The following is a 25,669-nucleotide window of genomic DNA, read 5'->3' as shown; positions in this document are numbered from 1 at the left end:
ATAACTACAGCTAGTCGGGTTGGATTCAGCAAAGAATCGACAGTCAGGTATTCATTTTAATCGACAAAATTCCGATAAAACTTAGAAGTCATGTTTTTGCATGAAAATCAATGCCCTGATGCCAATGTCGATAGTAGGATCAAGTATAGCTGGACCTGAAGAAAGAAGATTTAAATTAATGGAGGTAAATTATTTATGATGGTTAGAATGGCTAGAGTATTATCCTTGTTACTCGTGCTGATTGTGGCAGCAGGCAATTTGAACGGAACCCGTGTGTTGGCGGCAGACGACATTGCAAGTTTAGTAGTGAGCAAGAATGAGGTCACTCTAGAGGTAGGAAGCACGTCGAATATAACAGCAACTGCGGTGTTTACAAGTGGTAGTACCGAGAATGTAACAGTTAAGACAGAGTGGAATTCCGGGGCGACGGATGTGGCAACCGTATATGCTGGCGCCATATCAGCGAAGAAGGAAGGCACCGCTACGGTAACAGCTACTTACATGGGCAAAACCGTTATTATTCATGTAACTGTAACTAAAAAAGTGAAATCATTAACCAAAGATAAGCAGTTGATTAATTTACGTTTGAATCAGTCGGATAATATATTGATTACAGCCTATTATGATGACGGTACGTCCGCTGACGTAACTAATAAAGCCGACTGGAGCAGCGACAACAACTCCATCGCTACCGTTACCAATGGACTGGTGAAGGGTCTCAGCTCAGGTAAAGCTACAATTACGGCTAAATACAATAGCTTAAGCTTAAGCTTGCCCGTCAATGTAGAAATCGTTCAGCGTATTGATGCCGATAAATCCCAGGTATCGTTGCTGCTGAAGGGTACGGAGAAGATCAAGTTGATGGCGACATATCCAGATGGAACGACGGAGGATGTAGCGGAAAAGGCAGAGTGGGAAACGGATAAGTCTACGGTTGCTGATGTGCTTAAAGGCACGGTTACCGGATATGGCCCGGGTCAAGCCACGTTAAAGGCTACGTATGGAACAAAAAGCACAACGATTAAAGTAGATGTCGACAATGCGATCAAGCTGGATTTCGTTGAGCAGACACATTTGATGAAGAAAAATGGAACCTTGCAGCTTACGCTGAATGCAACCTATGCCAATGGAAATACAGAGAATATTACGGATCGTGCTGAATGGTCCTCCAGTGATGACAGTATCGTCTATGCGTTAAAAGGCAAACTTACAGCCAATGAGATCGGTGAAGTTACGATTACGGCCAAGTATGGCGAAAAGCAAATTACTAGAACGATCTATGTCGATGTGCCGCGCAGACTGGAAGTGGATGAAGAAACCATTTCATTAAAATCGGGACAAAATTCACAAATTATTTTGTACGCTACTTATGCGGATTCTACCGCACCGAGAGAGGCTGTCACAGACCGTGCTGAATGGACCGTAGACAACAGCGCGGCGATCGATGTAGTAAAAGGTAAAATTACTGCTTACAAATCCGGTGAGGCGCTGGTTACAGCCACTTACGGAGGTAAAACTATTCAGATTAAAGTATTGGTGGATATCCCAAGCTTCGTGACAGCAAATAAGAAAACGGTAAATTTGGCGGTTGGCAGCTCGGAACAAATCACTTTGGAAGCATCCTACGCCAATGATGCAACCAGAAAAGATACGGTAACCAGCGCAGCGGAATGGAAATCCAGCGCTCCTGAAGTTGTTGATGTTTCAGGTGGTTTGATAACGGGTCTTGCAACAGGCTCCTCTGTGGTTACGGCCAAATATGGAACAAGAACAGTAACGATTCAGGTAACCGTAGGTGTATTGGAAAGTTTGACAACGGAAAAAACAGAGCTGGTTTTGAAAAAGGGCGACGTCAACAATATTGTAGTAAAAGCGAAGTACAAGGACGGCACGATCAAAGAGGATGCCGGAACTGAAGCGGTATGGACTAGCTCCAACCTGAAGGCTGTAACCGTTGAGGCTGGTAAATTGACAGCTGTGGGCTCGGGTCAATCTACGATTACCGCAACCCTGGATAACAAATCAGTCAGCATTACGGTCAGTGTGGATACGGCCGATGACTTGACCGCAAGCAGCACCTATTTGGTATTTGATCTGGGTGAGATCAAGCAAATTGTGTTAACGGCAACAGATCCATTAAATGCAACCAAAAATGTAGAAGCTGAGGCCGAATGGAAAACAAGCAATGCACAAATTGTGCAGGTGTCCAAGGGGACTATTACTCCGGTATCCAGAGGTAAAGCGACGATTACAGCGAGTTATGGTGGTAAAAGTGTTACCATCAGCGTAGAAATCGGAGTTGTGCAAAAGCTGGAAGTCGATCAACGATTCATTTCGATGAAGACAGGTCTGTCAGTTCCTGTAAAGCTGACCGCAACGTTGTCTGATGGGAGCACAAGAGATGTGACTTCCGCGGCTACCTGGAAAACCTCGGCCTATAAAGTGGCTGATGTGACTGCGGGAACGATTACGGCTACAGGCTCCGGTAAAGCGATCGTAACAGGGACTTTCGGTGGTAAATCGATCGGCTTGCCTATCGATGTGAACACGCTCAAATATTTGAAGACAGATGTTGTGAAGGTAGATCTTACTGAAGGTCAAGAGGTTCAGATTACAGCAACAGGAACTTACTCGGATGGCTCAGATGAGGATGTTACCATTCCCGCAATGTGGACATCAGCGAATAGTATGATTGCCGATGTAAAGGATGGCGTAATTAAAGCGACCGGCAAAGGGAAAACGAGAATAACGGTTACGTTCTCCAATATCAGATGGTACGTGCAGGTTACTGTTAAATAATAGAGATAGATAATGAAAGCATAGTCAGCCTTGCGCTGGCTGTGCTTTTTTCATGGCGTATAAGAGCATACAATTGCAGCATGCGTCTGGGATGCTGCTTCAGACGCTGAAAGAAGGAAGCTCGGTGGACATAGATGGGGATAGTTCCTGTTATTATCTACTCTTGTTAAATATAGAAGAGGTTTAGTTGTATATCTTCTAATTGCGTCATAGTGTATTATTAAGTAGATAGGGTATACTGTGATTTCAGTCAAGAAAGGATTGGTTTTGTGAACATCGCGTTTTTTCTTGTTCCTAAAGAAGACGTCATTTACTTATCTCCGAATTCCACGATGCGCCAAGCGCTTGAAAGAATGGAATACCATCGGTATTCGGCAGTACCGCTCATCGACGATGCCGGCAAATATGCCGGGACGATTACGGAGGGCGATTTATTGTGGAAGCTCAAACGTGAGCCGCAAATCGGATTTGACCATACGCACAAAGTCCTGTTGAAGGATGTCGCTCAGCATGTGGAAATCAAACCGGTTCGGATTGATCAACAGATGGAGGATCTGATCCTGCTCGCAACCAACCAGAACTATGTTCCCGTAATTGATGATAATGAGGTTTTTATCGGAATCATTCGCAGACGAGAAATTATTGATTATTGCTTCAAGTTGTGGCAGGCAGAACAAAAGGTGTGAGATGTGTTATAATGGTCAAGTCATCGTTAACAGGTTAAAGGTGAGAACATATGTGTAAGAGGTGAACGGATTGAGGAATGGTTCCTTGGGATTACTGGGTTGGGGCTTGGCGACGGTTGTTTTATTGCTGTCGATAATGGTACCGCTAGTCAGTAGCATTACGATCTGCTTGTTGATGGTGCCACTGCTGGTACAGTACGTGAAGCTGGATACGAAACGATTTTTAGTATTTTACGCAATTAGTCTGATTGCCGTTTATCTGGCAACCTCCTTACTGATGGTGGGATGGGTTGCTGTCATGCTTATTGCCGTATCCATATTCTTTTTACCCCCCGTTTTCCAAATGGGCAATCAATACAAAAAAGGCGCACCAGCACGAAATGTTGTCACTGCGGGAACACTTACCCTGCTTGCTGAGATGCTGCTTAGCTTGGTAGTTTGTTATGCTTTTGGCATTAATTTGATTGAAAAAATGAAAATGTTCATGTTGGAAAGCATAAGCATTATGCCTGCTTACCTGCAAAATTCATTGGTCATGGATAAAGAAATGCTGGTAAAGATCGCAAGCCATATGCTTCCTCTCTATATGATCGGGATTTCTTTATTTATCGTATTAGTGACGCACTGGGCAGCCAGAAAGCTGCTCAATCGATCAGGTGAACGTATTCCCGGGTTTAAACCTATTCGAGATTGGAAGCTTCACAAATCATTGGTTTGGTACTACGTAATTGCTTTGTTCATGGAGTTTTTTGTAAGGGACACGAGCTCGATGTTATTCACGATCCTGATTAACCTGCTGCCTATTCTGACATTTCTGTTCGCAGTGCAGGCAATTTCCTTTCTGTTTTTCCTGGCTCACTATAAACGTTGGAACCGGGTTTTGCCGATATGCGGGATTATCGTATCGTTGCTTTTTGCACCCTTTATATTAAGTCTGCTGGGTGTGTTCGATACGGCGTTTCCGCTCCGTGACCGTGTGACTCGAAAATAAGATTGGATTAGGGGCGAAAGGGATGCCGAAGTTCCTGTTAAAGCGTTGGCATGGCTCGCATATCGTATGGATTTTTGCAGTAATGACGATATTAATTTTTGTGCTCATGCTCTTTCAATGGGTAGTTGGTGTGATCGCTTTGCTTGTATGCGTGGTTCTCGGTGTTTTTACGATGAGGGCTGAGCAGGCATTCAGCAAGGATATGAATAAGTATGTAACGACATTGTCCCACCGCATCAAGCGGGCAGGCAATGAGGTGATCAATGAGTTGCCTATCGGCATTTTATTGTATAACGATGAAAAGATCGTAGAATGGCACAATCCGTTTGTAGCCAAAATGGTCGGCAAGGAATCATTGATCGGTGAGGGAGTATTAGAGCTGTTCCCGATTTTGAAAGGCCGTAAGGATAAGGATGCAGGCAAGGTCGAGATTACAATTGGCAAGTGCATTTATCAGGTGCAGGTGAAGCCGAATGAACGGCTGCTGTATGTGACGGATATTACGGCCTACAAAACCTTATCCATACGTTATGAGGAAGAACGATTGTCGATCGGTATTATTATGATGGATAATCTGGAAGAAGCGACACAAGGCATGGATGATCAAGCCAGGAGTATCATGATGGCCAAGGTAACCGGTGAGATTACCGAATGGGCGCAAAAGTATAACGTGTATTTGCGTCGTACGGCCTCGGACCGCTACTTGATACTGATTGACCAGAAGGGTCTGAAAATGCTGGAGCAGTCACGATTTGAAATTCTGGACGAGGTTCGCGATCTGACGATCGAGCACAAGCTGCAGCTGACTTTAAGTATCGGAATCGCTTCCGGCAACAACTCCTTAACAGAGCTGGGGCAATTGGCGCAGACAAGTCTGGATATGGCACTAGGCCGCGGCGGTGATCAGGTTGCTGTGAAGATTGGTGAAAGGTTATCCTTTTATGGAGGCCGATCCAACGCGGTTGAGAAACGAACGAGAGTTCGGGCAAGGGTCATTTCCCATGCGCTGCGTGATTTGATCAAGGAATGTGACAAGGTTATTATTATGGGTCATCGATATCCCGATATGGATTCGATTGGTGCGGCAATCGGTGTGCTCAAAGCGGCCCATGTCAGCAATAAGGAAGGCTATATCGTGCTCGAAGGGGTAAATCCTTCCATCCAGAAGCTGATGGAAACGATCTATGAGGATGAGAAGCTGAACCGCTGGTTTATTACACCGGAGCAGGCGATGCAGATCACGAATCAACGTTCGCTTGCGGTTGTTGTTGATACCCATAAAGCGTCGATGGTAGCCGAGCCGAAGCTGCTGCAGCTGACGAATCGTAAATTTGTCGTTGACCATCATCGCCGCGGCGAGGAATTTATTCAGGACGCGACATTGGTATACATGGAGCCTTACGCTTCCTCGACCTGCGAGCTGGTGACGGAGCTGCTGCAATATTTTAACGACCGCCTCACGATGGGTGTGCTTGAAGCCACCGCGCTGCTTGCAGGTATTGTCGTGGATACGAAAAGTTTTTCACTCAGCACGGGCGCCCGTACCTTTGAGGCGGCTTCCTTCCTGAGGCGCAATGGAGCCGATTCCTCGCTCATTCAGAGGCTGCTCAAGGAGGATCTGGAGGCTTATATCCAGCGTGCGGAAGTCATTAAGAATGCAGTGGTTATTTATGAGCATATTGCACTAGCCGTGACAGAGCCCAATCGTAAATATCCACAACTGCTGATTGCTCAGGCTGCCGATACGCTGCTAACGATGACTGGTGTGTCGGCCTCGTTCGTCATCAGCGAAAGACCTGATGGATTAGTTGGCATCAGCGCCCGTTCACTGGGGCAATTGAATGTTCAGGTTGTCATGGAGCGGATGGGCGGCGGCGGGCATTTAACGAATGCAGCTACGCAGTTCGAAGGGACGCTTGAGGCAGCTGCAGAGAAGCTAAAAATAATTTTAAGTGAGATGAATGCTGAGGAGGGGCTTTTTGAATGAAAGTTATCTTATTAAAGGACGTTAAAGGTCAAGGCAAGAAGGGCGATATTAAAGAGGTTTCCGAAGGATATGCAACGAATTTCCTGCTGCCGCAGAAGCTGGCGGCTGCCGCTAACGAAGGTTCAGTGAAAATGCTGGACCAGCAGAAGAAGGCTGAGCAGCGCAAGAAGGAGCAAGAGAAGGCAGACGCTGTCGAGCTTGGGAAGAAGCTGGAAGCGTTAACCGTGGAATTGAAGGCAAAGTCGGGTAAGGATGGCCGTTTGTTCGGAGCGATTCCAAGCAAGCAGGTTGCTGAGGAGCTGGAAAAGCAGTTCAAGCTGAAGCTGGATAAGCGGAAAATCCTTATGGACGAGCCGATTCGTACGTTAGGTGTGACAGAGGTTGGTGTGAAGCTGCACACAGAAGTATCCGCTAAGCTGAAGATTCATGTCAGTGAGGATAAGTAAACTTTCTTGATGGAAGCGCCCGGGAGGGGAAATCATTGAACGAGGGCATGTTTTTGGATCGTATCCCTCCGCAAAATTTGGAAGCCGAGCAGGCCGTGCTCGGCGCTATTTTGCTTGACGGCGAATCACTCGTCACTGCGATGGAGCGGATCAATAGTGACGACTTCTATCGCACGTCGCATCAGCGGATCTTTGAATCGATGCTGGAGCTGGCTGAGGAGGATGAGCCGATTGACTTGATCACGCTGACGTCCAAGCTGCAAAATAAGCAGCAGCTGGAGGAAATCGGCGGGATCAAGTATTTATCGGAGCTTGCCAATGCGGTGCCTACTGCGGCCAACATCGACTACTATGCACAGATTGTGGAAGAGAAGTCGATGCTGCGGCGGTTGATTCGGGCGGCTACCAACATCGTTACGGATGGTTATGCCAGCACGGACGATGTGGCTGAGCTGCTGGGTGAAGCAGAGAAAAAGATTCTCGAAATTTCCCAGCGCCGCTCTTCAACCGGATTTATCGCGATTCGTGATGTGTTAATGGAAGTCTTTGATAAGGTTGAATACCTTTATAACAATAAAGGCGGAACGACCGGAGTTAAATCAGGGTTTCAGGATCTGGACAAGATGACATCCGGTTTTCAACGTTCGGATTTAATTATCGTTGCCGCCCGTCCTTCTGTAGGAAAGACGGCATTTGCCTTGAATATTGCACAAAATGTAGGTGTGCGGGAGAAAGAAACGGTCGCTATTTTCAGTCTGGAAATGGGCGCTCCGCAGCTCGTACAGCGGATGATTTGTGCGGAAGCGAACGTGGATGCAACTCGGATGCGGACGGGCTCCCTGGAGGCCGAGGATTGGGAGAAGATGACGATGGCGATTGGTTCCCTGTCGGAAGCCAACATCTACATCGATGATTCCCCGTCGGTCACGGTGGCGGATATTCGCGCAAGATGCCGCAGACTTAAGCAGGAGCGGGGACTTGGGATGATCCTGATCGATTACCTGCAGCTGATTCATGGCCGCGGTAAAGGCGACAACCGGCAGCAGGAGGTATCGGAAATTTCCCGTACCTTGAAGCAGATTGCCCGTGAGCTCGATGTACCTGTTATCGCGTTGTCCCAGCTGAGTCGTGGTGTTGAGCAGCGTCAGGATAAACGTCCGATGATGTCGGACTTACGGGAGTCGGGTTCCATTGAGCAGGATGCCGATATCGTTGCCTTCTTGTATCGGGATGATTACTACGATAAGGAATCCGAAAAAAAGAACATCATCGAAATCATCATCGCCAAACAGCGGAATGGTCCGGTAGGAACGGTGGAACTGGCCTTTTTGAAAAATTATAATAAATTTGTCGGGCTGGACCGTACACACCAGGAAGCAGCAGGCCGATAAAGCAAGGGACGAACATTATAACACGAACCTGTACAAACGTTCGTTTTTATTGACTTTAGGTCAAGTAACTGCTAGAATACTAAAGGTGCTTTATGCCTTTTTGGCTAATTATAGGTGAAACTTTCACCTGATGGGGGTTAGATTGCATGTCAACGGTTGTGGTTGTCGGAACCCAATGGGGCGACGAAGGAAAAGGTAAAATTACCGATTTTCTTGCTGAGTCTGCAGAAGTGGTGGCACGTTACCAGGGTGGTAACAATGCGGGTCATACGATTTTGATTGATGAAAAAAAGTACAAATTAACAATGGTTCCTTCAGGCATTTTTTATGAAAATAAAGTGTGCGTTATTGGTAACGGTATGGTAATTAATCCAGGCGCGCTGCTTGAAGAGATTCAATATATTCATGATAACGGCTTTACTACGAACAATTTGAAAATTAGTGACCGCGCACATGTCATCATGCCGTATCACTTGCTGCTTGATGGTCTGGAAGAAGACCGCAAGGGTGAGAACAAGATCGGTACGACACGTAAAGGTATTGGTCCTTGTTATATGGATAAAGCAGCTCGTAACGGTATCCGGATTGCCGATTTGATGGATGCTGAGGAATTCACGAACCGCGTACGTCAGGTTGTTGCTGAGAAAAATGTGTTGATCGAGCAGGTATACGGCGCAGCAGCTGTGGATGCAGAAGCAATTATTGCTGAATATTTAGGCTATGCAGAGCGGATTCGTCCTTATGTAACCGATACCTCTGTCATCCTGAATGATTTGATTGACGCTGATAAGAAAGTATTGTTTGAAGGTGCTCAAGGCGTTATGCTGGACATCGACCAAGGGACTTATCCATTCGTTACTTCATCCAATCCGTCTGCAGGTGGCGTTTGTATCGGTTCCGGTGTAGGTCCGAGCAAAATTCAACAGGTTATCGGGGTTGCCAAGTCTTACACGACACGTGTAGGCGACGGTCCATTCCCAACGGAGCTTAACAACGAGACTGGCGATTGGATTCGTGAAAAGGGTCACGAGTACGGTACCGTAACAGGTCGTCCTCGCCGTGTGGGCTGGTTTGACAGTGTAGTTATCCGTCATGCTCGCAGAGTAAGCGGAATTACAGGACTATCCCTGAACTCGTTGGACGTATTGGCAGGTCTGGAAACCGTAAAAATTTGCACATCGTATCAATATCGCGGTCAAACGATCGAGCATTACCCGGCCAGCTTGAAAATGTTGTCCGAGTGTGTAGCTGTCTATGAAGAGCTGCCAGGCTGGAGCGAGGATATTACAGGCGTTCGGACGCTGGAGGATCTGCCAGTAAATGCTCGTAAATATATCGAACGCGTTGTAGAGCTGACCGGGATTCCGATCTCAATCTTCTCCGTAGGCCGTAACCGTGAGCAAACGAATCTGGTACATGAAATTTTCTAATTATAATCTTGCTCTATTCAATCTCTCAAGGCCTGTTTTGCAGGTTTTGAGAGATTTTTTGCTTGAGATGGGTTGATTTGGGCCAAAGCCGTCCATACTGAAGGAAGCAGGCTGTATGAGCAGCTGCTGAGAACTGAATGGCGGGAGCGGATAACAAATGAAACTGATTCAAGGCATGATCAAGGTGCTAGTAAGCATCATGATCACCTCTATCGTATGTGTAGTATGTACATTCACAGTCATGAATGCCTATGTCGATATGGTTCTTGATCAATATGAATTGAAATCAAGTACACTAACAGCACCAAGCTGGTCGCAATTTATTGCCCATTTGGGTAAACAAGCGGAAGGCTTTCATTTATTTGCGGAGGGTAAGAACGAAATCTCACCAAAAGGAACACAACCTGATAATCGAACAGGCACTAACCGCGATACACCTCCGAATGACGCGATAGCTGTATTTGGACATCAGCAGGGATCGGATACCCCGAATTCCGCTGAAGCTGGCAATGGGTTGACTAAGCCAAGCGCAAGCGCTGGAGCGGTTTCTGAAGCTTCACCGAACAGTTTAAGCAGCAGTCTCAAAGTGGACGGAAGTTCGGATATTGGCTCAGGTGGAAAAGTGGTCGTTTCCGGAGAAGAGTTCACGAAGAAAAAGGAGCAGCTCTCGAACGAGGATAAGAACCAGATTTTCAAGCTGCTGTTGACCCGTGTCCCTCAGGCTGAAATCCAGCATATTTCCAGCATGATGGAGGATGGAATCACGGCAAATGAGCTGAGTGAAATCGAAAGGATACTCAAAAATTATTTGAAGCCGGAAGAATACTCCCAGCTTCTTGGTATGATCAAACCTTAGCCTTCTACTCTACACCAGCTTGTCCAGCAATGCCTCCACATCTTGCAATCGTATCCTCCGTCTGGCGGAGTCGCGATGACTCGACAACGATCTGCATCATGAATCCAGCAGCGGGTTCGGATGCAGCATTCGACAAGCTCGGAATCGCTGACTCTGCCCCATTGCCTGCGGCTAACTCCCCGGCTTGCATATTAATATCAATCACTCCTTGCTCCTTTAGTAAGCGGATCGCGGATTCCATATCTGCCTGACTGCCAAAACTGGCCATTAAACTTTCCATTTAATGCCTTCACACCCCCGTCATGTTTCGACCTTCGTTTACACGCTTCCTTAACAATGTGTTGAAATTCACAGTTAACCTATGTTAAATTGATTAGGAGCCTACGGCTTTCATTAGTGTGCCTACTTAAGTTTTGTTTATGTATATGGCAAAAAACAAGTTAAAGGAGAACAACATGAGTGTTTTTAAACGAATGGGCTGGGCAAAGGAGCTGCTGGACAAGTCGAAGCAGAAGCTTTCTCATAACCCGTTACACAAAATGAACTTAAAGCGTCATTTGAAATCGGATGCATCCACGAATGAGACGAATGAGCAATCACATATACCATCAGAAGCAATTCAACTCGTAGAATCGGTAGATTCTAAGGAAACGATAGAAATCGTACAAGCGGTAGAAACAGTAGAGTCAGTAGAAGCGTTACAATTGGTAGAGAAAGTAGAAGGTACAAATACCTTATCAGCAGCTGAAACCGTGGAAACGGAGCAAGTATCGGCATTAGCAGCAGCTGAAGATGCGATACATAGAACAAAAGGAAGCCTTAGACTTGGACATAAGTGGACTCTAGTCAAGACGGCAGCTGTTGCCAGTATAATTACGGCTGTGGTATGGGGCGGTAATCATTATATTGTTAGCAATATGAATCAGGTGTATCATGTGTCCGTGAACGGGACAGAGATTGGTGTTGTGTCTGATGTATCGATGGTTGAGCAATATGAGGCGGCCAAAGTTAAAGAATTAGCTAATAGTCAACAGGATTTGAGAATGGTAGTTCAGGAGCCGACGGTCACATATAGTGCTGAAAGGGCTTTCATGGCGAAAACCAACGATAAGGAAGTGTTGGACAAGCTTACAGGTTATATCTCCGCCTATCCGGTCGGGACCGAGCTGTTGGTTGACGGCAAAAACGTAGGCGTTGTGAAGAATCAGGAAACCGCGAATCTGGTTCTGGAGCAGATCAAGACAAACGTGCTGGATAAGAAGAAGGACGCCAAGGTTCGGATTCTATCAGCGTCGGCACCTGCGGAATCAGCTGAGCTGCAGAAGATAGAGTTTGTGCAAAAGGTAGAGCTGCATGATATTCCGATTCAGCCTCAGGATGTAGTCAATCCCGATGAGCTCAGAAAAAAGCTGGAGACCGGGGATGTGCAGCCGGTTCAGTATACAGTGGTACAGGGCGATTGTGTCTCCTGCATCGCAACTAAGCTTAATATTTCCAAGCAAGTTATTTATCAAAATAACCCTACAATCGTAGATGATAAATTAAAAGTAGGCCAAAAGCTTGATTTAACCGTGCTTCAGCCGACATTAGCGGTTCGTACCGTAGAGAAGGTCGTGGAAAGCCAGGAGATCCAGTTTGATACGGATTTCGAAAAGGACAGCAGCGTGATGCTGGGTACAGACGAGACGTTGAGACAGGGCAAAAACGGCATGAAAAAAATAACGATTCTTGTTACAAAAGTGAATGGCCTGGTTATCGAGGAAGCTGTCCAGGGCGAGGAAGTTGTCGTGCAGCCAGTGAAGGCATTAGTACGCAAAGGAACGAAGGTTATTACAGGCCAGGGTACAGGCAAATTTGCATGGCCGGTTCAATCCTACAGCATTACCAGCACATTCGGCTACCGTTGGGGGGCGCTGCATAAAGGGCTTGATCTGCAATCACCGAACAAAACGATCCTGGCTTCGGATAACGGAAAGGTCATCTATGCGAGCTATGATAACGGCTACGGCAACCACGTTATACTCGATCATATGAACGGCTACAAAACGCTGTACGGACATATGAGTCAAATGTATGTGAAGGTTGGACAAATCGTAGAAAAAGGCGAGAAGATCGGTTACATGGGCAGTACCGGCAATTCTACAGGTGTTCATTTGCACTTTGAGGTACAAAAAAATGATGTCGCCGAAAATCCATCAAAATATTTGAATCGTTAGCACTTATTTGAATCGTGAAATCATAGCTTGAGAGATAACCGGCAGCAGATGGCTGTTCGTTATCTCTCTTTTTATTGCCATGATGTGTAAATTGACGGTCCAAAGCAGGTACAGCCGTTTATCCTCGCATCAGGATGTGGTAAGATACAGGTAATGAATTCGAGAAGGAACAGGCGGTGATCGTAAGGATGGCGAAAATACTCGTTGTCGATGATGAACAACCGATTGCGGATATATTAAAGTTTAATTTAGAAAAGGAAGGCCATGAGGTCATATGCGCTTATGATGGGGGCAGAGCGGTTGAGCTTGCCTTTGAAGAAAAGCCGGACCTGATTCTACTGGATTTGATGCTTCCGGTTAAGGATGGTATGGATGTGTGCCGCGAGGTGCGAATGAAGCTGAACACGCCTATCATTATGCTGACCGCAAAAGATAACGAGATTGATAAGGTTCTGGGGCTGGAGCTGGGTGCGGATGATTATGTCACGAAGCCTTTTGGAACGAGGGAGCTGCTGGCAAGGGTGAAAGCGCATTTGCGCCGACAGACGAAGGTGCAGTTGACACCTCCTGTGGAATCGGATGCCCGCCAAGGCTTTAAGATCCATGACTTATTTATCGACAGTGATATGTATATGGTGTACAAGGGAGAGCAGCCGCTGGATTTGACGCATCGTGAGTTTGAGCTGGTACAATATTTGGCCAAGCAGAATGGCAAGGTGATGACCCGGGAGCATCTGCTGCAGGCTGTATGGGGCTTTGAGTACTTCGGAGATGTACGCACTGTGGATGTTACTATTCGCAGATTGCGTGAAAAAATCGAGGATGACCCGAGCCGGCCGGAATATATTATGACACGCCGTGGACTTGGATATATGATGCGTAATCCGAAGACCGGGAGCTTTTGATCCATGAAAGGGCTTCGGTTTTTTCAATCGATCCAGGCTAAGCTGATTATTATTTATGTGCTGCTGATTGTCATTGCGATGCAATTGATCGGAGTCTACTTTACCCGGACGCTGGAGAGCTATTTTAAAACCGAATTTATTAATTCCCATAACACGCAGGCGCAGCTGCTGGCCCAATATGTGGAGCCTTACTTGTCTGTAAACAATGAAGAAACGAAGTCGGGGGAAGCGCGTAAGACGAATGCCGATCTGAATGATGTCGTCAATAATTTGTTTGCGATCAGCAATGCGGAGATTCAGGTTATTGATGCCAACGGGATTGTGCTGTCGACGTCGATGGCAAGCCATCAGGCGGTTGTGAATCAAAAGAACATCCAGACCGAGGTCACTCGTGCCTTACAGGGAATTAAGGATAACCAGCGGATGTTTACCGACTTTGACGGTGTGCGCAAGATGATCATTGCCAAGCCTGTCGGTACGGGTGTCAAGGTGAACGGTGCGGTATATATTATCGCTTCCATGGAAGAAATGTATAAGCCGATGAATTTAATCAATCGTTTTTTGATCACGGGTACGCTGATGGCGCTGGCCTTGACGGCGATTCTCGGTGTGATGCTGTCAGCTACCATTACGAACCCGATCAAAGCAATCACGAAGCAGGCAACGGCTGTCGCTGAAGGACGATTTAATGCGGAGGTGCCGGTACTCGGGCGGGATGAGATCGGGCAGCTGGGGCAGACGTTTAATTTTATGATGGGACGCTTGAAGGAAGCACTCTCCTTGAATGAAGAGGAGAAGGAAAAGCTGGCCTCGATCCTCACGAATATGAATGATGGCTTGATAGCTGCTGACGATGATGGCAAGGTGATTGTAATTAATCGACGCGCCAAGCAGATTTTACAGGTGAATGAGGATACAACACTGGGCAAGCAGCTGCATGAGGTACTCGGCATTTCAAGGGATGTGCTGAGACAGTTTGAATTTGGTGAAGATCCGACGCTGCTGCTGCACATTGAGCACGACGAGGAAGAACGGCTGTCTGTGAAGCTGAGCTTTACAGGCCTGTCCAATACGGAAAAAGGACGCTCCGGTACGATAGCGATGCTCCAGGATGTAACCGATCAGGAGAAGCTGGAGGACTCCAGACGCGAGTTTGTAGCCAATGTATCCCATGAGCTGCGGACACCGCTGACGACGATTAAAAGCTATGTGGAGGCCTTGGAGGATGGTGCTATCAACGATCCGCAGCTGGCCGGTAAATTCATTAGTGTAACGCGTAACGAAACGGAGCGCATGATTCGGCTGGTAACCGATTTGCTTCAGCTATCCAGACTGGATTCGAAACAGGCGACACTGAGTAAGGAATACACGAATGTATTCGAGATGCTGGAAGAGGTGGCAGACCGGTTCTCATTTCAATTGGAGCAGCGGGGGATCAAGATTGTTATTGAGGTAGCCCCTTTTCTGGAGGAAATCAAGATTGACCGCGATCGAATCGATCAGGTGCTCGATAATCTGGTGTCCAATGCCATTAAGTATACATCAGAGCAAGGACATATAAGGCTCGGAGCTCGCCTTCCTGAACCGGATATGCTGGAGATCGCTGTGCAGGATAACGGAATTGGAATTCCAAAGAAGGACTTGAGCCGGATATTTGAACGGTTTTACCGAGTGGATAAGGCTCGCTCGCGCAACATGGGCGGGACAGGACTTGGTCTCTCGATTGCCCGGGAAATAGTAAGGCTGCATGGTGGTAATGTATGGCTGGATTCGGAGCTTGGTCAGGGAACGAAAGTGACCTTCACGCTGCCGTACCCTGGGGATGAGGAGGCTGCTGTATTATGATGGAGACGTTGAAATCGGCTACTCTCATATTGCTTGTTGGGCTCAGTTTCGTACAAAGCTATTTTTTATCCTACAGCTCCCCGAATTTTGATCCCTTGGTGCAGGACGAGTATGTGAAGACGGATCGTATCGGCTCACAGGCGGTGCTGGAGGATTTATTGTTTCCGGATCAGGTTGTTTTGCATTTAGGCAACCTGCAGCATACGGTTTTGTATCGGGGAACAGCTGATTATCGAATGGTAGTAGAGGGCGTTAATCAGCGCTCACTTGAAGGGTTTCGTAAGATGAACCTGAGCGCCTTAAATATAAATTGGGATGATGTACGCAACAAGCAGCAAGGCATTGAAGTGAAATTTCGTGATGGCATACCGATCAATGTGCTGCAGCGAGTTATGCAGCTTAAGGGTGAAATGCCGCTTGAAAATGATACTATCACTAAAATCTGGATCTTTACGAAGGAAACCAAGGATGAGGTAAGGACGGTGCTGTTCACCGATATACCGAATCTTGTGTATGAGGTGCAGAAATCAGATATTTCAGGCAAGGATATTGAACGGTTCGTAACCGAGGTGCAGAAGCCGGATGCAAGCGGTAAGGAAGTAATGATTCCTTATAAAACAACGAACGGGGATTATTATTTGCCGTTGAAGCCTGTTACGTTTGCCGAGGTAAGACTACCGTTCAAACAGTTCACCGTAGATCAGCTGAAGCGCAGCTTTTTCGTGGATCCGGCGATTACCCGTAATCTCTCAGAGCGCGACGGTTCGGAAATTTATACAGATGCCAAGCGTGGCCTTCAGCTCAAAAACGACCAGAGGTGGATGACCTATTCCGACCCGGTTGCAGCAGCATCGGCAGTTGACAATAAGGAGGGCTTGCAGGAAAACCTGTTGTCGGCCGTTCAATTCGTGAATCAGCATGGCGGCTGGAACGGAGTGTACTCTCTGCAAAAGGTTCCGCAGCGGCTGCTGCCGGGCAACCAGCCTTTTATATTCCGGCAATATTACGGCTCGCTGCCGTTGATCGATCAGCGTATGTACACGCTCGGGCCGATGAAAATTATTGTGCAAAAAGGGGTTGTCGCAAGCTATGAGCGATCGACGATTATTCCCGATATGAGCAGTATAAGCAACAAGGAGACGACGATTATTGGCGGCGATGCGCTGGATGAGAAGCTGAATGAATACAGCAAAAAGAATTCAGTGATCTCCGTGTTTCCCGGATATCGTACCGTTGTCAATGATCAATCGATGGATCTGATACCCGCTTGGGCTGTGGAGCTGCGGGATGGAAGCTATGAGTTTCTGGAATAGAGCGGAAGTGTGCAGCAAGCGGTTAAGCCGAGAAGGGGGTAAGCGATGGACTGGGGCCGGGCCAAAATGATTCTCATCGTGTCATTCTTTATACTGAATGCTGTGCTCGGCTACCAGCTGTGGACGACCCGTTCCGACCTGCTGGAGTTCGATGCCAATACGACGAGCGCAGCAGAGGAAATTCAGCGGCTTTTGAAAAGCAAAAATATTCAGATATCGGCAGAGCTTCCGAAGGAAGTGCCCCGTCTGAAGGAGATTGTGGTCAGATTTACAGAGCCGGGAAATTCGCATAAGCAGATTAATCTCGAAATTCCGTTCAAGTATAATCCATTGGCGAGTAAAGGTTCTTCCAAGGATAATGTGGCAGCGCGGGCCGCCATCCCGAATCTCGATAAGTATCAATACGATCCGGTGATGAGCTCTAATGAGCAGTATGTATTTCATCAGCTGTATGGGACACTGCCGATGTTCGAAGTAAGGCTTGAATTGATTGAGCAAAACGGGATGGTGACCGCTTACCGACAGGGGTATGTGGAGGATCAGCTGACAGGTGCCCAGAAGGAGCAAAAGGTAATTTCTCCTTATACGGTGCTTCGCAGCTTAATAGAAACTTATTTCCCAAGTGGTTCAGTAGTGAGCAGCATTAAGCTTGGTTATCATGGCCAAGTGTTTGATTCACAGACGATGTTCCTGGTCCCGTATTGGCGGGTAACGCTGGGTAACGGAGATATTTATTATGTGCATGCGTTTAACGGGGCTGTTGAGCCTCCGCAGAAAAATAAAAGCAATGCATCAGGCTAAGGGGTCAGATGGGAGCTAGTTAGATGGGTATTCGGTTTAGTGTGTTAGCAAGTGGTTCCACGGGGAACAGTACGATCGTGGCAACAGAGGATAGCAAGGTGCTGATTGATGCCGGTTTGAGTGCGAAACGGGTGGAGCAGCTGTTAAATGAAAAGGATTTGTCGGGTGCCGATCTGGATGCGATTGTCGTGACGCATGAGCATTCCGACCATATCAAAGGTCTTGGAGCGATGGCTCGTAAATATGATTTGCCGGTTTACGCCAACGAAAAGACGTGGGAGCAGCTTGATAGGCTGATAGGCGGAATTGCCAATGATAAACGCTGTGTGATGGAAACAGGCGGTGTATTGGATCTAGGCAAGCTGAGAGTGGAATCGTTCGGGATTTCCCATGATGCTGCCGAGCCGGTAGGCTATTGCTTCTATCACGAGAATCAAAAGCTGAGTGTGGCAACCGACCTGGGCTATATGAGTCCCAAGGTGAAGGAGCAAATCGACGATAGCGACGTGCTGGTGCTGGAATCGAACCACGATGTCGAGATGCTGCGCGTCGGGAAATATCCGTGGAATATTAAACGTCGTATTTTGAGTGATATCGGGCATTTATCCAATGAAGCATCCGGTATTGGCTTGTGTGATGTGATGACAGAGAAAACCCAGCGTGTGTATTTGGCGCATTTGAGCCGCGACCATAATATGATGGATTTAGCCAAACTGACGGTCAGCCAGATGGTGGAGGAGCGGTTAGCTCCTGATGATCACCGCGCCCGGCTGATGGATACGTATTATGACCGTGCTACAGCTTGGGATCGGCTGGAAGAGGAGTAAACGACTTGTCAAGCTCGGCGGACATCACGGCAATATCATGCGCCGTCATAATTCCTTTCTCGACAAGCAGCTCGATAAGAGCAGTAACAAGCAGGCTGTTATGGTAATGGGCATGCTTAAGATCGGCTAGCTGGGCAATCCAATTGACCTGGTCCAAATGCTGATTAATACGATTCATGGGAGGGTTCATCCTTTCAGGATTAAAAGTTATATACTTAGTCTAGTCCGAACTTGTAGAAATCATTCCTGTTATTTGAAAGTTTTTGAGATTGCTAGTATGGACGGGTGCTCTGTACGGGGAACGACAGAGAGGGGAGCGGAAGACGATGGGGTTGTTTGACGATGATTTTTATTCTACAAAGGTGTCTCGCCGTAATGAATGGTCTGTCAAAGGAAAAAAGTTTCATGGCGGCTATAGAAGACGCCAAGTCCCTTCCTGGCTGCTTCCTGCTTTTGGTGGAGCCGCTATTATGTTGATTGTCTTAGCGTTGTTCCGTTTGGGCAGTGGCTCTGAGCCAGCTGCACTACCTGTCGCTGCGTCTGCTGCGAATGGATCCGAACCTGCATCTAGTAATGGGGCGGATACCCAGAAGCTGAGCAGTGACTCCGTTGTCAGAGCGGCAGAAAGAATTGGTCCAACGGTAATCAGCATTATCGGCTCACAAAAGGAAGGCGAAAAGGCAGGCGCGCGCGGATCCATGGGACTCGGATCGGGTGTCATGTTCCAAAGATCGGGAGATAAAGTACGAATCGTGACGAACAACCATGTCGTGGAAGGTTTTGCTCAGCTGGATGTCGTAACCTCAAGCGGTGAACGGAAGAAAGCGACACTGCTCGGACGGGATCAAATGACGGACCTCGCCGTACTGGAAATTGAGGGAAGCGGGATCAAATCAGTAGCGGACTTCGGCGATTCGGAGACGCTGCGAGCAGGTGAGACGGTGATTGCCGTGGGCAATCCGCTTGGCTTGGGCTATGCGCCAACGGTGACCAGAGGTATTATCAGCTGGCCGAAGCGGACCATTCCTGTGTCGTTGGGTGCACAGGGTGATTATGATTGGGAAATGGATGTCATCCAGACCGATGCGGCGATCAATCAAGGCAACAGCGGCGGTGCGCTCGTTAATCTGGAAGGCAAGATCGTCGGAATCAATACGCTGAAGGTTGCTGACACTGGCGTAGAAGGGTTAGGGTTTGCCATTCCGATCAACTCGGTGAAGTCGATTGTTGAGGTGCTGATCAAGGACCACAAGATCAAAAGGCCTTATATGGGCGTGGTGACGCAGGATTTGCAATCTTTTACTGGAACAGAGGTATTAAAGCTGCCTGCTGATGTGAAAGCTGGTATTATCGTGCTCGATGTCACAGGTCCTGCCAAGGATGCGGGCTTGAAGACAAACGATGTTATTGTACAATTGGATACGAAGGCGGTGGACAGTACGCTTGCACTTCGTAAATATATATACAGCCAAAAGAAAATTGGCGATAAAATCACAATTACGTATTACCGCGGCGGGAAAAAGGCGACTGCTACCATGACGTTGGCAGAGCTGAAGGACCGATAAGAGCGAGGATCTAGTATAGAGAAGAGTGGGGTCGTGTTATGTTTGTTGTATGTAAGGAGCATTTGGAATTAGCGATAGATCAGTTTGTTGATGAGTACGAGGATGCACCCGATATTGTGGATATCCAGGAAGTGTCCTTTACCGAATGGAAGCCACCTGTTCATTGTGAGCGGTGTGCAGAGCTGGCCAGGTTTTTGGTTGTATAGCAGGTAAGAGTGGGTAACATCCGAAAAGAAGCCGTGCTGTCGCGTGTGGGTTGCGGCTGGGCTTCTTTTTTTGTGTGGGGCTGCGTGTAGGAGTGCTGTTGAGCATAAAGAATCGATCACAGGAGGTTGCGTATGCAGCAGATTCAGATTATTGCGGTTGGCAAGTTGAAGGAGGCTTATCTCGTGCAAGGGATTGCCGAGTATGTGAAACGCCTTGGGGCGTACGCCAAGGTGCAGATCGTTGAGGTGCCCGATGAGCGGGCACCGGACTCCATGAGCGCCGCTGAAGAGGCGCTCGTCAGGCAGCGCGAGGGAGAACGTATCCTCGCGCAAATCAAGAGCGACGCCTACGTCGTGGCGCTCGCTCTTGATGGCAAGCCGCTTACGAGCGACGAGTTGGCGCGGCATGTTGAGGGCTTGGCCACGTATGGGCGCAGCCACGTGGCGTTTGTGATCGGGGGCTCGCTGGGCCTAGCCCCCGCGGTGTTGGCACGCGCCGAGCTGAAGCTGGCGTTCGGGCGCATGACCTTGCCGCACCAGCTGATGCGGCTGGTGCTGGTGGAGCAGGTGTATCGGGTGTTTAAGATTATTCGGGGGGAACCATACCATAAGTGACGGTAAAGGAAAAGTTTGAATTAACAATTCCATATAAAATGATTCTTGGCATGCACGTTTCAAAAATTTAGTAATATAAAAATACTACATCTGTTACAATAAACTTAATAGAACACGGGAAAATTTCAAACAAAAACCTTTAGGAGATGGGGTGAACAAATGGCTACAGCAACACAAATAAAAATGTTAATTGAAGCACACGTATCAAAAAATGACGACAGATTTAAAACAATAGTATTACAACTGGCTGCTCATGAAGCTAAGTTAGGGCATACCTCATTTGCACGTGAGCTAAGAAGTATCTTAAATAAAGATCAGCAGAGTAATGTTAAGATAATTCAATTTAATAAGGATATTAGTGAGCTAATTGGTACAACCGTTGGGGATTATAGACTAAAAGAACTTATTGTGGCTGACGAGATAAAGGAAAGAATTAGTCGTATACTGAGCGAGTATCAAATGAAGGATAAATTAAAAAAATTTGGTTTGCACAACAGAAGGAAAATTCTTTTAGAAGGATTACCAGGAACGGGAAAAACTTTATCTGCCTCAATTATTGCAACTGAACTAGGCCTTCCTTTGTGTACCATAAAAATGGATAAATTAATGACTAAATATATGGGTGAAACGGGAACCAAACTAAGGGCAGTATTCGATGCTATTAAAGAAAATCAAGCAGTATATTTCTTTGATGAATTTGATGCAATTGGGACAGATAGGAATAAAGATAATGATGTTGGTGAGGTACGTCGTGTATTAAATTTGTATTTACAGTTTATTGAGCAAGATGATTCAGAAAGCATAATTATAGCAGCTACAAATAATCCTCAACTTCTTGATCCGGCCTTATTTCGGAGGTTTGATGATGTAATTCATTATACACTTCCGAATGATAAGCAAATACCAAATCTAATAATTAATAGGCTTGGACAATTTGCACCTAAAGTAAGTCAATTGAATATGGAAAATATTGTTGCAATAAGTGGGAAATTAAGTCATGCTGAGTTAACGAAGGCATGTGATGATGCAGTCAAGGAGGCCATTATGTCAGACAGAAAGACTGTAGATAGTGAGCAACTAATAAAAATGATTAAAGAAAAGATTAGATGACGGGCAATTGAAGGGGAGTCTAAAAATGCTTAGCCAACAACTTTTTCCTCATTTTTTTCTAAATACTGCAGAGTCTCATAGTTATAAAGGAAAGGGACAGGGCGGAGCTAAATTTCCCGTAAGAAATAGAGAAACACATAGTGAAAAGTTAAAAAGGCAATTTGAGCAATTATGGGAAAACACTACTGATCAAAATACAAATGTCGTCACATCATCATCTCAGGATGGAGTATATGTAGAGTTTCGAAATCTCCCTGGATACGATATTAAATTCGAAAGTCTTGAAAGTCGAAAAGATGGAATTAAACTATTAAATATTAGGGAGAAAAAGATAGGAGACAAGCTTGAAAGGTTAGCAACTGTATACATTCCTAAAGAGAAACGCAACGTATTTTTAAAGAAACTTAATCAATATATGACAGAGGAAACTAATAAAGGTAAGCCTAAAAACGCCTCACTTATAGATGGAATTGAAAATATAAACTTAGCCATTCTTGAATCTTTTTGGGGCGAAGAGGAAAAGAAGTGGATTCCAGATGATGATTATGTTTGGTGTGAAATATGGTTAAGTAGTGAAAGTGAAAGTGTTTATGAGGAATTCGTTGTAGTTTCAAGAGATGTTCTTAATTTAGAAATTAAAAATAATTCAATAATATTTCCTGAACGTAGAGTTGTATTGGTTAAAGCAAATAGAGATAGTTTACAAAAACTGTTATCTAAAAATAGTAGCATTGCTGAAATGAGAAGAGCTTCAGAAGCGGTTTCATTTTTTGTTGATATTGAAAATACAGAGCAAGTTGCTTGGGCCCAGGATTTATTAGATCGAATAGTAGTAGACAAAGAAAGTGATATCTTTGTAAGCGTTCTTGATACAGGGGTTAATAACGGGCATATGTTACTTGAACCTATAATAAGTGATGATGATTGTCATTCATATGAAGCGCACTGGACAGTTTCAGATTCGGCTGGACATGGTACTATGATGTGCGGGATCGTTGCCTATGGAGATTTAAAAGAAATTTTGATGGGATATGAGGAATTAGAGATATCACATAAGATTGAATCTTTAAAAATTATCCCAGATAAAGGTGAAAACCCGCCTGAGTTATATGGGGATATTACTGAGCAACTTATTAGTAACGCAATTATTGATAACCCCCAAAGGAAACGAATAATTTGTATGGCTATAACAGCTCCAAATTATCAAACAGATGATGGTAGACCTTCATCATGGTCTGCGTCAATCGACGAACTAGTTTCTGGATATATTGATGACATACAAAAAGTATTCATAGTGTCAGCGGGTAATAATAGTATTGAACATAAAGAGGATTACCCTGATAGTAATTATACTAGCGTTGTACAAAATCCAGGGCAATCGTGGAATGCGTTAACAGTTGGAGCATATACAGATCTCTATTTACCATATGAGTCCTATATGCCATTAGCACCAAAAGGAGGTTTATCACCTCACAGCACAACTTCATTTAGTTGGGATAAGAATAAGTGGCCTATTAAACCAGAGATTGTGTTAGAAGGTGGTAATTTAGTATTCGATACTCATGGTGCTTGGTCAGATGTGAATCATAGTATTCTAACAACATCACATAGGCTACAAAGAGAACAATTTACTATTTTTAATGCTACAAGTGCTGCTACAGCAAAAGCATCATGGATGGCTGCACAAATACAATCAAAGTACCCTGAGGCGTGGCCTGAAACTGTTAGAGGCTTAATGGTACATTCAGCAGAATGGACAGAAGAGTTAAAAAAACAATTCTTAGTAGGTAATGATAAGAAACATTATAATCAGCTTGCTCGGATGTGCGGATATGGCGTACCAAGCTTAAATCAGGCATTATGGTGTTTAAAAAATAATGTAAGCATGGTTATTCAGTCAAGTATTTCACCCTTTAAAAAGAATAACAGCTCAATTGCTCTAAACGAAATGCACTTACATAAATTGCCTTGGCCCGAAGAGGTGTTGTTAAGTCTCGGGGAATTAGATGTAAAGTTGAGAATAACATTATCTTACTATATTGAACCCAGTCCAGGTGAAGTCGGTTGGAAAAGTAGATATTCGTATTCTTCGTACGGGTTAAGATTTGACATGAATGGATCAGCGACAGAGGAGCAATTTATCAAACGTATTAATGAAGCAGCTAAAGACGAGGAAGATGGTAAGCCGCCATCAAGTAATATTGATTGGACATTAGGTCCAAATACTCGTAACAAAGGATCAGTTCACAGTGATATATGGGAAACTACTGCTTCACAATTAGCAACCAGTAACATGATTGGTATCTATCCAATAAGTGGTTGGTGGAGTAAAAGACCATGGCTAAATCGATGGGATAGGGAAGTTAAGTACACATTAATTGTAACATTATCTACACCTGCATCTGAAATTGATTTATATACACCAATAGAAGTAGCAACAAAAATTAGAAATCAAATTATTATAGATGATAAAAATTAATTTAAACTGAACAAGACTTTCTGAACAAACACCTAGAGGGCTAAAAAAGCTGTCAGACTGGTGAAGCAGAATATATATAGATATGTTAACCCTCTGGAGATGGGCTCTAGAGGGGTTTTTGTATGAACAGGTAAGACAATATTTTCCATATTCGTGGTATGATTGTGGCAAGCGGAAAACTGACATAGTAATGAATTTGAAGTGTTAGTGAAGTTCGCTAATAAGAAGTTATTCAAGATGCTAGAGGAGATGAAAAAGATAAATCCAAGTAAATCACAATTAATCTATATTGTCGTCTGCGCATATAAAAATGATTTTTTTATTAAAATCGGACGATCAAGTAACTTAAACAAAAGAATTAAAAACATTCAAACTGGATGTCCGCATCCAATAAATAATATATTTATTGTTTTTTCTGAATATGGGGAAGAAATATTTGGACTTGAGAAAATACTACTTAAATTGATAGATAAATACAAACTGAAAGGCGAATGGTATTTGGGGTCTGAAGAGTTCTTTGATTTGTTTAATTCAATTTTAGTACGCATTAATTCAGGAATATTAGGGGATCTTGTTTTGGAGGATGAAGACCGATTTTCTTATGAAGAGGTTGAGATATTATTTCATATTCATAATTATAGATTCTATGAAATTGAGCTGCCGATAAAAAAGAAGGGGAAATTCGTAAGCAATCAGTTGTTAAATCCAATTGATATTTATATGAAGATTCAAAATTATATACTATTGGTAGAATGAGTGTGGGAGCAGGTTAACATACTTCGTCCAATGTAATATTCACGTCGGGGGATTCGCCCCTATCGGAGCTCGATGATTTACTGAGGCATTTCAGTTTACAGGGGAAGAGGTTTTAACGAACATACCGCCTGAACACCCTAATGCTGGACACTACACCTCTTAACCAATCGGTCTCATAGAATGGCTTGAAATTGCTCTCATCAGTTCCTTTATTTCTCTTCGTTTACACCTTAATAGGCTTAAAAGGTTGACGTGTCAACCTCGGCTGATACTGAAAGGACCGTATCACAGTAAAAAGGAGAGTGTACCTAGGAAAGACAACACCGTCACCCTTTTCATCAGGTCCAACAACGGTATCAAATTTACAGATATTGTTTAAACCATTTCTCACAAAGAAAGGAACATCTATTATGGAAATGAACGAAAGTACGTCTACTCCAGTTAT

The 25,669-nt window shown here is 45.2% G+C and carries 22 protein-coding genes; 20 read left to right on the top strand and 2 right to left on the bottom strand.

Going from position 1 to position 25,669, the window contains the following annotated elements; genetic code table 11:
- Positions 1 to 195 precede the first annotated feature (195 nt).
- From LRL21_RS10775 to LRL21_RS10740, 8 genes are all read left to right on the top strand, one after another.
- Entirely contained in the window at positions 196 to 2,799 is a 2,604-nt protein-coding gene (locus LRL21_RS10775; RefSeq protein ID WP_240415773.1) for an Ig-like domain-containing protein, read from the top strand.
- Between the two features lie 269 nt (positions 2,800 to 3,068).
- The gene (locus LRL21_RS10770) at positions 3,069 to 3,485 is read left to right on the top strand and encodes a CBS domain-containing protein (protein WP_076237566.1); all 417 of its coding nucleotides are present in this window, start codon (positions 3,069 to 3,071) and stop codon (positions 3,483 to 3,485) included.
- 70 nt (positions 3,486 to 3,555) lie between these two features.
- On the top strand, positions 3,556 to 4,476 hold the full coding sequence (locus LRL21_RS10765) for a DUF2232 domain-containing protein (protein WP_240415772.1): 921 nt from the start codon (positions 3,556 to 3,558) through the stop codon (positions 4,474 to 4,476).
- 22 nt (positions 4,477 to 4,498) lie between these two features.
- The gene (locus tag LRL21_RS10760; protein WP_240415771.1) at positions 4,499 to 6,463 is read left to right on the top strand and encodes a DHH family phosphoesterase; all 1,965 of its coding nucleotides are present in this window, start codon (positions 4,499 to 4,501) and stop codon (positions 6,461 to 6,463) included.
- A complete protein-coding gene (gene rplI, locus LRL21_RS10755) occupies positions 6,460 to 6,909 on the top strand; it encodes a 50S ribosomal protein L9 (protein ID WP_240415770.1) in 450 nt (149 codons plus the stop codon). The genes LRL21_RS10760 and rplI overlap by 4 nt, the downstream gene beginning before the upstream one ends.
- A gap of 47 nt (positions 6,910 to 6,956) precedes the next feature.
- Positions 6,957 to 8,300 (top strand): replicative DNA helicase, encoded by a 1,344-nt coding sequence (gene dnaB / locus LRL21_RS10750; RefSeq protein WP_179097727.1) that lies wholly within the window; start codon positions 6,957 to 6,959, stop codon positions 8,298 to 8,300.
- A 146-nt stretch (positions 8,301 to 8,446) separates the two neighbouring features.
- Complete coding sequence (locus tag LRL21_RS10745) at positions 8,447 to 9,730, top strand: adenylosuccinate synthase (RefSeq protein WP_240415769.1); 1,284 nt, start codon at positions 8,447 to 8,449, stop codon at positions 9,728 to 9,730.
- A 157-nt stretch (positions 9,731 to 9,887) separates the two neighbouring features.
- Positions 9,888 to 10,586 (top strand): hypothetical protein, encoded by a 699-nt coding sequence (locus tag LRL21_RS10740; protein WP_240415768.1) that lies wholly within the window; start codon positions 9,888 to 9,890, stop codon positions 10,584 to 10,586.
- 4 nt (positions 10,587 to 10,590) lie between these two features.
- Here LRL21_RS10740 and LRL21_RS10735 read toward each other — a convergent pair whose 3' ends face one another.
- On the bottom strand, positions 10,591 to 10,854 hold the full coding sequence (locus tag LRL21_RS10735) for a hypothetical protein (protein ID WP_240415767.1): 264 nt from the start codon (positions 10,852 to 10,854) through the stop codon (positions 10,591 to 10,593).
- A 187-nt stretch (positions 10,855 to 11,041) separates the two neighbouring features.
- On the opposite strand from LRL21_RS10735, the gene LRL21_RS10730 reads away from it, so the two are divergent.
- The 6 genes from LRL21_RS10730 to LRL21_RS10705 all read left to right on the top strand — a co-directional run bounded on the left by LRL21_RS10730 (position 11,042) and on the right by LRL21_RS10705 (position 18,493).
- Complete coding sequence (locus LRL21_RS10730) at positions 11,042 to 12,802, top strand: M23 family metallopeptidase (RefSeq protein ID WP_240415766.1); 1,761 nt, start codon at positions 11,042 to 11,044, stop codon at positions 12,800 to 12,802.
- Between the two features lie 188 nt (positions 12,803 to 12,990).
- Positions 12,991 to 13,707 (top strand): response regulator YycF, encoded by a 717-nt coding sequence (gene yycF, locus LRL21_RS10725; protein ID WP_240415765.1) that lies wholly within the window; start codon positions 12,991 to 12,993, stop codon positions 13,705 to 13,707.
- A 3-nt stretch (positions 13,708 to 13,710) separates the two neighbouring features.
- Positions 13,711 to 15,552, top strand: a complete 1,842-nt coding sequence (gene walK, locus LRL21_RS10720; RefSeq protein ID WP_240415764.1) for a cell wall metabolism sensor histidine kinase WalK — start codon at positions 13,711 to 13,713, stop codon at positions 15,550 to 15,552.
- Positions 15,549 to 16,865 (top strand): YycH family regulatory protein, encoded by a 1,317-nt coding sequence (locus tag LRL21_RS10715; RefSeq protein ID WP_240415763.1) that lies wholly within the window; start codon positions 15,549 to 15,551, stop codon positions 16,863 to 16,865. The genes walK and LRL21_RS10715 overlap by 4 nt, the downstream gene beginning before the upstream one ends.
- Before the next feature lie 45 nt (positions 16,866 to 16,910).
- Positions 16,911 to 17,666: a two-component system regulatory protein YycI gene (gene yycI / locus LRL21_RS10710; protein WP_240415762.1), complete on the top strand. Its 756-nt coding sequence runs from the start codon at positions 16,911 to 16,913 to the stop codon at positions 17,664 to 17,666.
- Between the two features lie 23 nt (positions 17,667 to 17,689).
- Entirely contained in the window at positions 17,690 to 18,493 is an 804-nt protein-coding gene (locus tag LRL21_RS10705) for an MBL fold metallo-hydrolase (RefSeq protein ID WP_076237554.1), read from the top strand.
- Here the strand turns inward: LRL21_RS10705 and LRL21_RS10700 are convergent.
- Positions 18,462 to 18,671, bottom strand: a complete 210-nt coding sequence (locus LRL21_RS10700; protein ID WP_076237553.1) for a hypothetical protein — start codon at positions 18,669 to 18,671, stop codon at positions 18,462 to 18,464. The two genes, LRL21_RS10705 and LRL21_RS10700, sit on opposite strands and share 32 nt — an antisense overlap.
- A gap of 148 nt (positions 18,672 to 18,819) precedes the next feature.
- On the opposite strand from LRL21_RS10700, the gene LRL21_RS10695 reads away from it, so the two are divergent.
- From LRL21_RS10695 to LRL21_RS10670, 6 genes are all read left to right on the top strand, one after another.
- Positions 18,820 to 20,058, top strand: coding sequence for a S1C family serine protease (locus tag LRL21_RS10695; RefSeq protein ID WP_240415761.1), 1,239 nt, complete (start codon positions 18,820 to 18,822; stop codon positions 20,056 to 20,058).
- 38 nt (positions 20,059 to 20,096) lie between these two features.
- Positions 20,097 to 20,264, top strand: coding sequence for a CxxH/CxxC protein (locus LRL21_RS10690; RefSeq protein ID WP_240415760.1), 168 nt, complete (start codon positions 20,097 to 20,099; stop codon positions 20,262 to 20,264).
- Between the two features lie 132 nt (positions 20,265 to 20,396).
- A complete protein-coding gene (gene rlmH / locus LRL21_RS10685) occupies positions 20,397 to 20,879 on the top strand; it encodes a 23S rRNA (pseudouridine(1915)-N(3))-methyltransferase RlmH (protein ID WP_076237550.1) in 483 nt (160 codons plus the stop codon).
- 159 nt (positions 20,880 to 21,038) lie between these two features.
- The gene (locus LRL21_RS10680) at positions 21,039 to 21,989 is read left to right on the top strand and encodes an AAA family ATPase (RefSeq protein ID WP_240415759.1); all 951 of its coding nucleotides are present in this window, start codon (positions 21,039 to 21,041) and stop codon (positions 21,987 to 21,989) included.
- Between the two features lie 25 nt (positions 21,990 to 22,014).
- Positions 22,015 to 24,468 carry a S8 family peptidase gene (locus LRL21_RS10675; protein ID WP_240415758.1) on the top strand — a complete coding sequence of 818 codons (2,454 nt, stop codon included), beginning with the start codon at positions 22,015 to 22,017 and terminating at the stop codon, positions 24,466 to 24,468.
- 237 nt (positions 24,469 to 24,705) lie between these two features.
- The gene (locus tag LRL21_RS10670) at positions 24,706 to 25,224 is read left to right on the top strand and encodes a GIY-YIG nuclease family protein (protein WP_240415757.1); all 519 of its coding nucleotides are present in this window, start codon (positions 24,706 to 24,708) and stop codon (positions 25,222 to 25,224) included.
- The last annotated feature ends 445 nt before the right edge of the window (positions 25,225 to 25,669 follow it).

It is taken from the genome of Paenibacillus periandrae, from assembly GCF_022458865.1.
GTDB lineage: Bacteria > Bacillota > Bacilli > Paenibacillales > NBRC-103111 > Paenibacillus_S > Paenibacillus_S periandrae.
This window is presented reverse-complemented; position numbering and strand designations above follow the sequence as displayed.